The sequence below is a fragment of the Paenibacillus sedimenti genome (assembly GCF_014534655.1).
In the GTDB taxonomy this organism is placed as follows: domain Bacteria; phylum Bacillota; class Bacilli; order Paenibacillales; family NBRC-103111; genus Paenibacillus_E; species Paenibacillus_E sedimenti.
In genome coordinates, this window is sequence record NZ_JACVVD010000002.1 from 420,090 (window position 1) to 433,324 (window position 13,235).

At 43.2% G+C, this 13,235-nt stretch carries 13 protein-coding genes; all 13 read left to right on the forward strand.

Going from position 1 to position 13,235, the window contains the following annotated elements:
* Nucleotides 1-91: 91 nt before the first annotated feature.
* The 13 genes from ICC18_RS06550 (at nt 92) to ICC18_RS06610 (ending at nt 13,218) form a co-directional block, all read left to right on the forward strand.
* On the forward strand, nt 92-847 hold the full coding sequence (locus ICC18_RS06550) for a YveK family protein (RefSeq protein ID WP_188173561.1): 756 nt from the start codon (nt 92-94) through the stop codon (nt 845-847).
* Complete coding sequence (locus ICC18_RS06555; RefSeq protein WP_188173562.1) at nt 828-1,529, forward strand: CpsD/CapB family tyrosine-protein kinase; 702 nt, start codon at nt 828-830, stop codon at nt 1,527-1,529. The genes ICC18_RS06550 and ICC18_RS06555 overlap by 20 nt, the downstream gene beginning before the upstream one ends.
* 243 nt (nt 1,530-1,772) lie before the next feature.
* Nucleotides 1,773-2,663: a UTP--glucose-1-phosphate uridylyltransferase GalU gene (galU, locus tag ICC18_RS06560; protein WP_188173563.1), complete on the forward strand. Its 891-nt coding sequence runs from the start codon at nt 1,773-1,775 to the stop codon at nt 2,661-2,663.
* A 12-nt stretch (nt 2,664-2,675) separates the two neighbouring features.
* Nucleotides 2,676-3,365, forward strand: coding sequence for a sugar transferase (locus tag ICC18_RS06565; protein WP_188173564.1), 690 nt, complete (start codon nt 2,676-2,678; stop codon nt 3,363-3,365).
* A gap of 23 nt (nt 3,366-3,388) precedes the next feature.
* On the forward strand, nt 3,389-4,330 hold the full coding sequence (gene fcl, locus ICC18_RS06570; protein WP_188173565.1) for a GDP-L-fucose synthase: 942 nt from the start codon (nt 3,389-3,391) through the stop codon (nt 4,328-4,330).
* 25 nt (nt 4,331-4,355) lie between these two features.
* Nucleotides 4,356-5,342 (forward strand): GDP-mannose 4,6-dehydratase, encoded by a 987-nt coding sequence (gene gmd, locus ICC18_RS06575; RefSeq protein ID WP_188173566.1) that lies wholly within the window; start codon nt 4,356-4,358, stop codon nt 5,340-5,342.
* A gap of 82 nt (nt 5,343-5,424) precedes the next feature.
* The gene (locus ICC18_RS06580; protein WP_188173567.1) at nt 5,425-6,414 is read left to right on the forward strand and encodes a polysaccharide pyruvyl transferase family protein; all 990 of its coding nucleotides are present in this window, start codon (nt 5,425-5,427) and stop codon (nt 6,412-6,414) included.
* 35 nt (nt 6,415-6,449) lie between these two features.
* On the forward strand, nt 6,450-7,712 hold the full coding sequence (locus ICC18_RS06585) for a glycosyltransferase family 4 protein (RefSeq protein WP_188173568.1): 1,263 nt from the start codon (nt 6,450-6,452) through the stop codon (nt 7,710-7,712).
* 45 nt (nt 7,713-7,757) lie between these two features.
* Nucleotides 7,758-9,125, forward strand: coding sequence for an O-antigen ligase family protein (locus ICC18_RS06590; RefSeq protein ID WP_188173569.1), 1,368 nt, complete (start codon nt 7,758-7,760; stop codon nt 9,123-9,125).
* Between the two features lie 10 nt (nt 9,126-9,135).
* On the forward strand, nt 9,136-10,230 hold the full coding sequence (locus ICC18_RS06595; protein ID WP_188173570.1) for a glycosyltransferase family protein: 1,095 nt from the start codon (nt 9,136-9,138) through the stop codon (nt 10,228-10,230).
* 65 nt (nt 10,231-10,295) lie between these two features.
* Nucleotides 10,296-11,429, forward strand: coding sequence for a glycosyltransferase (locus tag ICC18_RS06600; RefSeq protein WP_188173571.1), 1,134 nt, complete (start codon nt 10,296-10,298; stop codon nt 11,427-11,429).
* Nucleotides 11,426-11,989 carry a WcaF family extracellular polysaccharide biosynthesis acetyltransferase gene (locus tag ICC18_RS06605; RefSeq protein ID WP_188173572.1) on the forward strand — a complete coding sequence of 188 codons (564 nt, stop codon included), beginning with the start codon at nt 11,426-11,428 and terminating at the stop codon, nt 11,987-11,989. Before ICC18_RS06600 ends, ICC18_RS06605 begins: the two co-directional genes overlap by 4 nt.
* Entirely contained in the window at nt 11,989-13,218 is a 1,230-nt protein-coding gene (locus ICC18_RS06610; RefSeq protein WP_188173573.1) for a glycosyltransferase family 4 protein, read from the forward strand. Before ICC18_RS06605 ends, ICC18_RS06610 begins: the two co-directional genes overlap by 1 nt.
* Nucleotides 13,219-13,235 lie beyond the last annotated feature (17 nt).

Sequence of the window (13,235 nt, forward strand, 5' to 3'; positions counted from 1 at the left end):
TTTGAAAATCACTTGACACTATACAAAACGTATCTTAAAGTAGAGTTATAGATACAAAATGTAACATAAATCGTTTAGGTCGGAGGTTCAGATGGAACTAGAACTGAAAGAGTATGTAAGGATTGTGAGAAGACGCCTGTGGATTATTATCAGCTTAGTGCTTATTAGCACAATGACAACTGGGATCATAAGCTACTACTTTATCCAGCCTGTATATACCGCGAGTGCCAAGTTGATCGTCAACAAGTCCGAAGACAATAAAGGAAAAGAATCTTTTGATTATGGTTCAGTAAGCATCGACATCAAGCTGGTGAATACATACAAAGAAATCATCAAAACTCCCGCAATAATGGATAGAGTCGTTGAAAGATACCCCGAAATCAACCTGTCATCGGAAGCGCTGATCAGTAAAGTGAGAGTCAGCTCCGTTAATGAAACACAGGTAATGACCATCTCCGCGCAAGATCAATCTCAAAAGCAAGCCGTACGCATCGTCAATGCGATATCCGAGGTTTTCCAAAGTGAGATATCCACCATTCTGAAGGTGGATAATGTAACGATTTTGAATCGCGCCAAAGAATCCGACCGGACGGCTCCCATAAGTCCAAACCCGACAACCAATATTGGAATCAGCTTCCTGCTTTCCTTGCTGGTATCCATCGGAATAGCCCTTCTGCTTGAATATATGGACGATACCATCAAGACCGAAAAAGATATTGAGAATTACCTTGGCATTCCAACACTTGGTGTCATTACGAAGATCAAACCCAAAGATGTGGTCAAAGGCAAATCGGCCAAACAACAAAGAGTGGTGGGTGATACAAAGTATGTCAACGTCAACCAATAGAAAAGGGATTCCTCTTATTACAAATACGAATCCAAAATCATTTATCTCAGAAGCTTATCGGACGCTTCGGACCAACATCACCTTCTCATCGGTGGATAAAGAAATGCGTCGAATTCTTGTGACATCCTCACAACCCAAAGAAGGTAAATCGACAACGGTTGCTAATCTTGCAGTAGCTTACGCACAAGAGGGCAAAAAGGTTCTTGTTATTGACGGTGACTTACGGAAACCGACACTTCACCATTATTTTCTAAGGTCGAATCGAAACGGACTCACCAATATTTTGGCGAATCAAAGCTCAGCGAAGGATGTTATTGTGGCTACGGATATTACTAATTTGTCATTTCTTCCTTCCGGTCCGGTTCCGCCCAATCCTTCGGAGCTGCTTGGCTCCAAGAAGCTGAGCCTGCTGATCGAACAATTCGAAAAAGAGTACGACCTGATCTTATTTGACTCTCCTCCGCTACTGGCAGTAACGGATTCCCAGATTCTATCAACCCTTTGCGATGGAGTTATTCTCGTTGTCCATTCCGGCAAGGTCAAAAGACAGTTAGCCAAGCGTTCGTTGCAGCAATTGGAATATGTGAAGGCAAATGTGCTTGGTGTCGTTCTTAACGACAAACTAAACTTAAAAGACGGCGATACGCCTTATTATTACTATTACGGCACAACCGACGTGTAAATAACCGTCTAGGTAATGTCTACTGCACCTTTATCACTGTAGGCACTCGATCATGCTGTGGGTGTGAAAGCACCTTAGACGTAAATCGTCGGTGGTGTGATGTGAGGAGGGGTTGAATGCCCGAATTAAAAGTGCTAGTTATTCTGTCTTATAAGGATTGAGGTTATTAACTTTTAAGACGGAATAACTAACACTTTTATTTAGACAAAAAGAGGCTTAGGAGTAGAAATGGAGGGTAACTGTATGAAACAAGTGAAGAAGGCAATTATCCCGGCAGCAGGGCTAGGCACACGATTTCTTCCGGCAACCAAAGCGATGCCCAAAGAAATGCTACCCATCGTAGACAAACCAACTATTCAGTACATTGTCGAAGAAGCCGTTGCATCAGGCATTGAAGACATCATCATTGTGACTGGGAAAGGGAAGCGGGCTATTGAAGACCACTTCGACAATGCCTTTGAACTGGAACAGAAATTACTCGAGAAAAACAAGATGGAACTGCTAGAGCAGGTGCAAAGATCGTCGAAAATGGTTGATATCCATTACATTCGACAAAAAGAACCACGTGGTTTGGGCCATGCCGTATGGTGTGCACGGAAATTTATTGGAAACGAGCCGTTCGCAGTACTCCTGGGCGACGACATTGTGAAAGCAGATACGCCTTGCCTCTTGCAGTTAATCCAACAATATGAAATTTTAGAACGCTCCGTAATTGGTGTTCAAAGCGTGCCGGATGACGAAATTCATCGATACGGTGTTATCGATCCAGCCGAGACGATCAATAACAGATTATATCAGGTCAGTAATTTTGTAGAAAAACCAAGCAAACTCATGGCTCCATCTAATTTGGCCATCATGGGTAGATACATACTTTCACCGGAGATATTCAACTTCCTGGAGAGACAAGAGGCGGGTGCCGGCGGCGAGATTCAATTGACAGATGCGATTCAGAAGCTGAATGAGTTGGAACAGGTTTTTGCTTATAATTTTGACGGAATTCGTTATGATGTCGGTGAAAAGCTTGGATTTATCTTAACTACTATTGACTATGCGCTAATGAACAATGAACTTCGCACACCATTGATTTCGGCTTTAGAGAAAATAGTGAATCGAACCAATTCTTATGCTAGATAAGGGGTATGAGTTATGAATCTATCTGATGTAGATGTGGCTGTTGAGAGAAGCCAATATCAAGCTGCTCGTTCGACAATTACAATCAAGAAAGATTTATCCTTGTACTTATTTGTCAAAAGAACTGTGGATATTGTGTTGTCGCTGTTAGGCATCATTTTCCTTATCCCGGTATTTATTATCGTGAGCATAATGATTAAAGTAGAAGACCGCAATGGTCCTGTTTTCTTTAAGCAGCTTCGTGTGGGTAAAGACGGCAAACAATTCTATATGTTCAAATTTCGTTCCATGGTCAGCAATGCAGAGGAACTGCTTGCAGCTCTATTGGAAAAAAATGAAGTGAGCGGCGCAATGTTTAAAATGAAAAACGATCCGAGAATTACAAAGATCGGAAGATTCATTCGTAAAACGAGTATTGATGAGCTTCCTCAATTATGGAATGTGCTTAAAGGCGAAATGAGCTTAGTCGGCCCAAGACCGCCGCTCCCTAGGGAAGTAGCGGAGTATACGAATTATGACAAGCAGCGCCTTTTGGTGACGCCGGGCTGTACAGGGCTGTGGCAAGTGAGCGGAAGGAGCAACATTGGTTTTGAAGAAATGGTTGAGCTGGATTTGGAGTACATTACGAACCGTAGTGTGAAGAATGATTTCAAAATCATTGTGAAGACGTTTATGGTCTTGTTAGGCTCCAAAGACGCTTATTAATTTGAAATAACATGAGGTGCCGTATGGAACTGAATAGCAAAATATATGTAGCCGGCCATCGCGGTTTGGTGGGTTCTGCGATATTGAGAAGCTTGCAGGCTAAAGGTTTTACAAATCTGGTTACGAGAACCAGTTCGGAATTGGATTTGCGAAACTATGACGATGTACTTGCCTTTTTTTTGAGAGAACAAATTGAGTATGTCTTTCTCGCGGCAGCCAAGGTTGGCGGAATCGTAGCGAACAATGAGTATCCGGCGGAATTTATCCGTGACAATCTGCTCATTCAAACTAATGTAATTGATAGTTCCTATCAGACAAATGTTAAGAAGTTGCTGTTCCTAGGTTCAACTTGCATTTATCCTAAGATGGCCCCACAGCCGCTTAAGGAAGAATACTTATTAACAGGAACATTGGAGCCTACCAATGAGCCATACGCAATTGCCAAAATCGCCGGAATTAAAATGTGTCAGTCCTACAACCGTCAATATGGGACTCAGTATATCTCAGCGATGCCGACCAATCTGTACGGGCCGAACGATAACTTTGATTTGGAGAAATCCCATGTGCTCCCGGCACTGATCCGGAAGTTCCATGAAGCCAAGGAGAAAGGGCAGCCTTCCGTAGAAATCTGGGGAACCGGCACGCCAAAACGTGAGTTTCTGCACGCAGATGATTTGGCGGATGCCTGTGTGTTCCTTATGGAGCATTATGAAGGCAACGAGATCGTGAACATAGGCGTGGGCGATGATATCTCCATCAAGGATCTGGCCGAACTGGTTAAAGACGTTGTCGGTTTCGTTGGCGATATTGTTTATAACACATCCAAGCCGGATGGAACGCCACGCAAGTTGGTTGATGTAACAAGGATTAACGGTCTCGGCTGGAAAGCACAGATTCCGCTTGAAGAAGGAATTCGTTCAGCCTATCAGTGGTTCTTAGATAATCAGTACGCAATATCAAAATAAATATCAATACTGGAGGAGCTATACAATGAAAACAGCATTAATTACTGGTGTTACAGGTCAAGACGGTTCTTACTTAGCGGAGTTCTTATTGGAAAAAGGATATAAAGTATACGGCCTTCGCCGCCGCACAAGCACACCGAATTATGAGAATGTAGAACACATCAAAGATAAAATCCACTGGATTTCCGGGGATCTGACAGACCTGGCTTCCCTAATTGAAGCAGTTCGAATCTCACAGCCTGATGAAGTATATAACCTCGCAGCCCAATCTTATGTAGCTGCTTCTTGGCCACAACCATTGACAACAGGTCAAATAACGGCGCTTAGCGTTACGAATATGTTGGAAGCTGTTCGGATTATAAAGCCCGACGCTCGCTTCTATCAAGCATCAAGCAGTGAGATGTTCGGTAAAGTCGTAGAAACCCCGCAAACGGAAACAACCCCGTTTTACCCGCGTAGCCCTTACGGTGTAGCCAAAGTATACGGGCATTGGATCACCGTCAATTACCGCGAAAGCTTCAATATGTTTGCCTGCTCCGGTATTCTGTTTAACCATGAATCCCCTCGCCGAGGTTTGGAATTTGTAACGCGTAAAGTTACGGATGCAGTAGCCCGAATTAAACTAGGTCAGCAAAAGGAATTGCGAATGGGCAATTTGGATTCACTTCGAGATTGGGGCTTTGCCGGGGACTACATTAAAGCGATGTGGCTGATGCTGCAGCAGGATGAGCCGGATGATTTCGTCATCTCCACGGGAGAAATGCATACAGTTAAAGAACTTCTCGAAGTGGCGTTCTCCTATGTTGGATTGAATTACGAAGATTACGTAGTCATCGATCAGGCTTTCGTTAGACCAGCTGAAGTTGATCTGTTGTTGGGTGATTGCTCCAAAGCAAAAGAAAAGCTGGGTTGGAGGCTTGAAGTTAGCTTCAAAGAGCTGATCCATATGATGGTAGACTCTGATCTGAAAAAGGTAGAGGCTGAAAATAGAGCAAAGCTTATTCAGGTGTAACCGGAATGAATTGGGATGGCATAGCAAATTGCCATCCCGTTTGCTTTTTCTTTCAAGTAACTAATTTTAAGGAAGGTATACCATGAAAATTATTTCCTTATTTGATACATCGATCTCCAGTTCGAATCTTGGCGATCAGATCATTATGGATGCCGTAAAAAGCCATCTTACGGAGATGTTTCGCGATTCATTATTTATTCCGATTCAAACGCATGACGTTATCTCCAAAAATTCCTATCGTTATATCAGAAATAGCGATCTGAAGTTTGTAGGCGGTACGAATCTTCTTTCCTCAAATATGAATTCTTACAGCCAATGGAAAATCAATCTATTTGACTCCATATTTATTCAAGACATTACGCTTATGGGAGTAGGCTGGTGGCAGTATCAAAATCCGCCGAACGCTTACTCGAGGATGCTGTATAAGCGAGTGCTCTCCAACAAGAATATGCACTCCGTGCGAGACTCATTTACGGAGCAGCAGTTAAGGGCAGCAGGTATTAGCAACGTGATTAACACGGCTTGTCCGACCATGTGGAGATTGACGGATGACCACTGTAAGGATATTCCAAAGGCTAAGCAGAAGGCCGTCGTCGTTACCTTTACGGATTATAATCAAGACAACGTGAATGATAAGAAACTGTACGACTTGTTAAGCAAAGAGTACGAAGCGATCTACTTCTGGACACAGGGACCGGCTGATTATGAATATATGCAAAGCATCGGCGGCAGCAAGGTGAAGTACATTCCTCCGAGCCTCCAAGCGCTGGATCATATTTTGGCTACGCTGGATTGCGATTATATCGGAACAAGACTGCATGCGGGTATTCGCTCTCTGCAGCATAAAAGAAGATCCTTGATCCTGGCGGTCGACAATCGGGCCAAGGAAATTTCAAAAGACACGGAGCTTCCTGTAGTTGATCGCAAAGATATTGCGGGCATACAGGAATGGATTACGAGGTCGGAAGGTACCAGAATTCGTCTGCCTCTTGAACAAATTAAAGCATGGAAAGATCAATTCTTCAGCGAGAGCAAAGCTGCTGCAGCGAGCCAGTTCGTATCATCCATATAAACACACGTTATGACCGGAGTAGGAGGGACCGTACAGTGAATGCACTGCTTGTGAACACGTCTGACATAGAGGGAGGGGCTGCGCGTGCGGCCTACCGTCTGCACAAAGGGCTGCAGAAGATTGGCTTGACTTCCAAGATGCTTGTGCAAAGCAAGAGCAGCAGTGACCACTCGGTATACGGCCCGCTCAGTAAAGCAGACAAAATCAGGAGCAATTTGCAGCCATCGATCGACAATTTACCGGTTCACCTGTACCGCAATCGAGTGAAATCGCCGTGGAGCATATCCTGGTTGCCCAGCAAAATTGTGCGAAGTATTCAGACGCTCAATCCCGATATCATTCACTTGCATTGGATCAATCATGGATTCGTTCCCATTCATGCGTTAGGTAAATTCAAAAAGCCCATCATTTGGACGCTTCATGATATGTGGGCTTTCACGGGAGGCTGCCATTATTCAGGCAGCTGTACCGGTTACCTGCTGGGGTGCGGTTCATGCGAACAGTTGAAGTCAACGTCCGCCAAGGATTTGAGCAGCCAGGTTCTCAAATGGAAAAGAAATGCGTGGGAAGATATTAATCTTACCGTCGTTACCCCGAGTACATGGATGGCGGAATGTGCGAGAACAAGTTCCGTCTTCAAAGATGTAAGGGTAGAGGTCATCCCTAATGGCATTGATCTGGAGCGATTTAAGCCGCTGGATAAAACGTTCGCAAGGCAAATGCTGAATCTGCCCCAAGACAAGCGGTTGATCTTATTCGGTGCCATGAGCGCGACAAGCGATCCCCGCAAAGGATTTCAGTACTTGCAGCAAGCACTGCTCGATCTAGCGGAGAAACAGTTGCTGCCGGATACGGAATTGATCGTATTTGGCTCCGATCCGCCGGCGAATCCGGTGCCGCTTGGTATGCCTGTTCATTATACAGGCAGATTGAATGATGACATCAGTCTTACTTTGTTGTACTCCGCAGCGGATGTATTTTTATCGCCGTCATTGGAAGATAATTTGCCGAACACGGTGATGGAAGCTATGGCTTGCGGCGTTCCGTGCGTTGCCTTTGAGATCGGCGGCATACCGGATTTAATAACGCATCTTCAAAACGGCTATTTGGCCAAAGCGTTTGAAGTGAACGATCTTGCATATGGAATTAAATGGGTTATCGAGCATGAAGATCGAAGAACTAGGCTGTCCCATGATGCAAGGGCAAAAGTCGAGAGCTCTTTTGAGTTATCCCATATTGCAAGCTGTTATTCTCAGCTCTACGAAGAAGTCCTTCAAGGAAGCAGAATGAGAGCTTAATAAGATAAGGGATACGCAAGAAACGAACTATTAAGGGGAATTACAATGAATCGATTGATTTACATTGCTGCTTTTCTATTGCCATTAGATAATTTTCCATTCATGTTCGGTGGAGGCTACAAGCCTGTATCCCTTATCTTTATTGCGCTCTATTTGATGATGAACCTCTTTTCCGTATTCAAGGCGAAATATAAAACTTCAGAGATATACGTTCTGCTTGTAATGATTACTTTCGTTCTGGTTACTTTCTTCCAAAATCGGTACTATCAATACGAAAATACGGGCTTAATAGATGCGTGTTTAACCATTGCTTCGGGAACTGTTATTTATTTAAGCTTTAAAATATTCGTTGCCAGACACGAGGATCCCGGTGCTTATATCAAGCTTTTTAAGTGCATGGTATACGGCTACGGCATCGCCGTTGGGATTGGCCTTCTGCAATTGATCTATATCTATGTGTTGCATATCGGAATCATCGCCAAATTCGTCGGGCTTTTCGTATCCAGAACCGGCTTTATTAGTACGGCAAGGGTTCATTTTACTTTTTCCGAACCGTCTTATATCGCTTTGCATACGAATTTGCTTCTGATCCCGGCATTCATTGCGCTGAAAAGAGCGAATCAACTGAACTGGATCATCAATAGCATCGTAATCGGACTTTTCATCGTTTCCTTATTCTCATTCTCCCTGCGCTATTATATGGACAGCATCATTTTGCTGCTGGTGTTCTTATTCCTGTATACGAAGCGCATCGTAAAGCTCAGTGTCATTACTACCTTCAGTCTGGCAAGTCTCTACTGTGTGCTGTATCTCGTATTTGTGATCAACGTTTTCAGTATCAATGCTGACCATTTCGGAAGGATCGGTTCGTTCTTGAAAAATCCGGCCGCCATTAATCAGGACGAATCCTTTTCCATACGAAGCACATTTTCAAAAGTGGCGATGGATTCTTTCAAAGAGAAGCCGATACTGGGATATGGTTTAGGTAATTTCTACTATGGTTATAAGGAAAATTATTCGGAAATCGTTGATCTGAGCTCCATCAAGCAAAAGGAGCTGCGAGACGCTGATAAAGACAAGACGCTGCATCAATACAACATGTATACGAGAGTTCTGTCTGAAATGGGGCTCATGGGGATTCTGCTTGTCGTGCCTCTCCTGTACTTTGTGTTTCACCAGCCCAAGAGAAGCTATTTGAAAATGGTGCTCATCCTTTTAGCATGGTCTCAGTTGCAATTCGATTCCTTCGCACTGATCCAAATTTACTTTTGGTTAGCGCTGATGCAGCATCCGTTTATAGCGAGTTTGGAGCTTAGGGAAGCCGTGCAGTCGCAAACGTCGCCAGTACAAACTCAAGTACAAAGACCATTGAAAAGTCCGGTTATTGCCGAAACAACATTACATTATCGTTAGGATGGTTAGGGTGGAAAAAGAAACGTTGCTTATTGCCGACTGCTTGCAGTTAGTCGATGTAAACGGACAGCCTTCCGGTCACTATTGGAAAACAGCGACGCAATATGCAGAGACGCTAAAGGAGCATTTTAACGTTCAGGTCACGGCCAGCGCGAACTATACAGATATATTGAACGGATATCCGCTGCTGCCTCTTAAACACACGATCCTGGATCATCAGACTGGAGCAGTCAACAAAATAAAACGTTTATACAAGCTGTTCGCCAACATGTTTCGCATCTTGAATTCCAAATCGTCCAAGGTGATTATTCAAGCAGTCGACATATTTGCTCTGTGCTTATGCTTGCTATTTTATTTTGGCGGCAAAGAGATTTATTTAATCCGCTACGACAATCTAAGTCATAAGAGTGAGTTAAAGCGGTTTGTATATCGTCTTATCAGCCGTAAAATAAAAGGCGTCATTTCGGGACTGGAAGACTCGATGAGCTCCTATCAAAGAGAAGGAATCGTGATTCCTGACTACCTGTTTTTCGATACCGCCGGGCAATCAGTGCATAAGGAGAAGTACGATTTTGTAACGGTAGGCATCATAAGAGATGATAAAAATATAGAAGATATTGTGGATAGCTTCATCAATACGCCGTACAGAGTATGTATCGCCGGGCGGTTTGTTGACAATAACAGGTATGAAGCTATCAAACCGAGATTGACCGACAATATCGAGGTGATCAACTCTTATATAAGCGAAGAGCAGTATAATGAGCTTTTGGAAAGCTCCAAGTTTGTTATCTTGCCATACAAAAGCAGCTACAATTCAACATCAAGCGGAGTGGTATTCGATTCCCTTTATAAGTATAAGCCGGTGATTACTTCCAACGTGGCATGCATGCAGTTCATCCGATCCGAGAATCTCGGATTTGTGTACCAGCATTCCGTTCGGGAGTATTTGCAGTTTATGGAGTCCCGCAGCATGGAAGGATTGCTGGGTGATTACAAGGTGCACATCACGTCATACATAGCTCGATTGGATCATGAAAGTAAAAACAAGCTTATTTATTTTATCAAAGGACAACCGGACTACAAGCCGGTCAGACATGCAATATAAGCGAGGTGTTTTTCTAACAGAGGTTAAGTAAGTCGGAGCAGATGAATCGTTTTGGAGGTTATCTTATGAAGATTTTAACGAATGCCACTGCATTAGATTCAAGGGGCGGGTATTCAGTCATTCACGATTTTTTGTATGAAATTTCCAACAAATCTAATGTTCTGCGAGAAAAACAAATTGAGTTAACCGCATTGGTGGCAAAGGAGAATCTCTGTAAGTATGAGACCGAGCAGCTGAAAGTGATCTATGAGCCCTATCCAAAGAAAAGCCCGATTCACAAGTGGAAATATGAAAATCGCATCCTTCCTTCATTGATTAAAGCCAACAAATTTGATTTTTACTTGTCCCTGCAAAATTCCGGATTACCCTACCTGGACATTCCGCAATACGTGCTGATTCATCAGCCGATCCCATTCTCAGATCTGAAACCAAAAGAATTAGAGTTGAAGAATTTTATTAAATATAAAGTTTTATTGCACTCCATCTACAAAAGACAGCTAGCCAATGTAGATGGTGTTTTTGTGCAAACCAGTTGGATGAAAGAAGCGATTCAGCGTAAGTACAGCTACAAAAAAAATATTCATATTATACGCCCCGCGATTCAAAGCATTGAGAACAATGTAAGTCCCCTTGGCAGTACGCACGACAAAGAATTCAGCCGAATGGAAACGAAACTGCTTTATATGACCAATCGTGAGAAATACAAAAATAATGCAATTCTTATCGAAGCCATTCAAGAATGGAACGCGCAGAACACCAATAAAGTCGTCCTATACCTGACCCTTGACGGACAAAGTACGGAGCATATACGCTACATCGGGAAAATTCCTTATGAAAGCATTTTTAAAGCTTATAAAAGCGTGGATGCATTAATATTCCCATCTTTGACAGAGACGCTGGGGCTGCCTTTGTTAGAAGCACAGGAGGCGGGCTTACCGATCCTTGCGGCAGATTTACCATATGCCAGAGAGGTTTGCGGTTCCAATGCCATCTACTTTAATCCGAGAAGCAAAACAGCTATTATGCGATCCATCGGTAATTTCCTGAAAAATCGGTATGCTCGAAACCCGGGACAGTTCCATGAAAAAAGTATCTTAACTTCGAATGATAACTATATGGACTATATCCGGATTATCCATAGTCATACCGATAAGTATCACGGTATTGCCAAGACCAATGAGATGCTAGGTGGAACATGAATAATAATGTTGAACTCAACAAATATAACCAAGATTGGTATTCAAGAGGAAGAAGTAAGCTTATTGTGATGCTGTGGTGGTTTGTACAGAGTACGTTATTCAGACTTTCCCTGCATAACATGTATGGGTGGCGCCGTTTTCTGCTAATCCTGTTTGGGGCGAAAATCGGTAAGGGTGTAAGAGTGAGAGCTTCGGCTAAATTCTTATACCCATGGAAGGTGGAAATTGGTAATCACTCCTGGATCGGCGATCAGGTGGAATTCTACAGTCTTGACTATATCAAGGTAGGAGAACAATGCGTAATCTCTCAAAAAAGCTATTTGTGCACAGGATCGCATGATATTCAAGATCCGCAGTTTGGACTTGTGACGAAACCGATTCTAATTGAGAATGGTGCTTGGGTCGCTACAGATGTGTTTGTATACCCTGGTGTTAGTATTAGAGAAAAGGCTGTGGTTGCCGCTCGAAGTACTGTAACCAAAGATGTGCCCCGGAATGAAGTGCATGCAGGAATGCCGGCGAAGTTTTTGAAATTTCGGTTTGAAGAGGGGAATCAGTAATGAAGAAAAGAATCGTATTTGTCGCCAATTACTTCTATCCGGATTTTGCATCGACTGGTCAGTTGCTCACGGAGCTGTGTCTGGAGCTTCAGAAGGAATTCGAAATTGTTGTAATCGCGGTGCAGCCCGAGCAAAACAAAGACAAGAAAACCCGATTGTTTGAAGAAGACTATCTGGAAAATATTAAGATCGTCCGGGTAAAGACGCCCGAAGTGGTAAAGACGAATAAACTCAGCAGGTTAAGGTTTATCATGGCGTATTTTATCCTATCCACGTTCGCTTTACTGACGATCAAGAAGATCGACACGATATTTACGATCTCATCGCCGCCGGTACTGGGAGGATTGATCGGAACGATCGGCAAGCTGTTCAAGCGCAGCAAGCACGTCTACAATATACAGGATTTTAACCCTGAGCAAGCTGAAGCTGTCAGCTATACGGACAAAAAATGGGTATTTGATATCGCAAGGCGAATCGATAACTGGAATTGTAAGCAATCGGATCATATCATTGTCGTCGGCAAGGATATGCAAGAGACGTTATCCAATCGTTTTCGTGGACATAATGTGCCCAGAAGCACCGTGATTAACAACTGGACGGACGAGAAAGAAATTATTCCTCTTAGCAAGGAACATCCCCGTGTCAAGCGCTTCCTGGAAGAACATCAATTGCAGAACCAATTCATTGTTATGTATTCCGGAAATCTAGGCTTATATTACGATCTTGAGAATATGATCAAAGTAACGGATGCCTTCAAGGATGAACCCTGTTTGTCTTTTGTTTTTATTGGAGATGGAGCCGTCAAGAAGAGCATGCAGCAATTCATAAAGGAGAAGAAAATCAATAATGTGCATTTTCTGCCTTTTCAGCCCAAAGAGTTTATCAAGTACTCGTTGAATGCAGCTGATGTTCATTTGGTCGTTAATCAAAAAGGTATTAAAGGCGTATCGGTGCCTAGTAAAATCTATGGCGTAATGGCAGCAGGAAAACCCGTCATCGGCGTTCTGGAGCAGGGTAGTGAAGCTCAACGGCTGATTGAAGAGAGTTCCTGCGGCCTTGTAGTCGAACCAACTGATTACATTGGTATTATTAAATCGATCAGAACCATGTACGAGATGGAGCGGCACGATATTAACGAGATGGGCATACGCGGACGCAACTATTTGGAGCAGCATCTGAAAAAAGAAATATCGATTACGAAATACAAATCTTTACTTGTGACTGTATAACGTTAATTGACGAAGGG

Bases quoted from the DNA above. Each gene is read 5' to 3' on its own strand.
- fcl (WP_188173565.1), top strand. From the start codon at position 3,389: ATGGAACTGAATAGCAAAATATATGTAGCCGGCCATCGCGGTTTGGTG.
- ICC18_RS06555 (WP_188173562.1), top strand. From the start codon at position 828: ATGTCAACGTCAACCAATAGAAAAGGGATTCCTCTTATTACAAATACG.
- ICC18_RS06550 (WP_188173561.1), top strand. From the start codon at position 92: ATGGAACTAGAACTGAAAGAGTATGTAAGGATTGTGAGAAGACGCCTG.
- gmd (WP_188173566.1), top strand. From the start codon at position 4,356: ATGAAAACAGCATTAATTACTGGTGTTACAGGTCAAGACGGTTCTTAC.
- galU (WP_188173563.1), top strand. From the start codon at position 1,773: ATGAAACAAGTGAAGAAGGCAATTATCCCGGCAGCAGGGCTAGGCACA.
- ICC18_RS06605 (WP_188173572.1), top strand. From the start codon at position 11,426: ATGAATAATAATGTTGAACTCAACAAATATAACCAAGATTGGTATTCA.
- ICC18_RS06565 (WP_188173564.1), top strand. From the start codon at position 2,676: ATGAATCTATCTGATGTAGATGTGGCTGTTGAGAGAAGCCAATATCAA.
- ICC18_RS06590 (WP_188173569.1), top strand. From the start codon at position 7,758: ATGAATCGATTGATTTACATTGCTGCTTTTCTATTGCCATTAGATAAT.
- ICC18_RS06610 (WP_188173573.1), top strand. From the start codon at position 11,989: ATGAAGAAAAGAATCGTATTTGTCGCCAATTACTTCTATCCGGATTTT.
- ICC18_RS06600 (WP_188173571.1), top strand. From the start codon at position 10,296: ATGAAGATTTTAACGAATGCCACTGCATTAGATTCAAGGGGCGGGTAT.
- ICC18_RS06580 (WP_188173567.1), top strand. From the start codon at position 5,425: ATGAAAATTATTTCCTTATTTGATACATCGATCTCCAGTTCGAATCTT.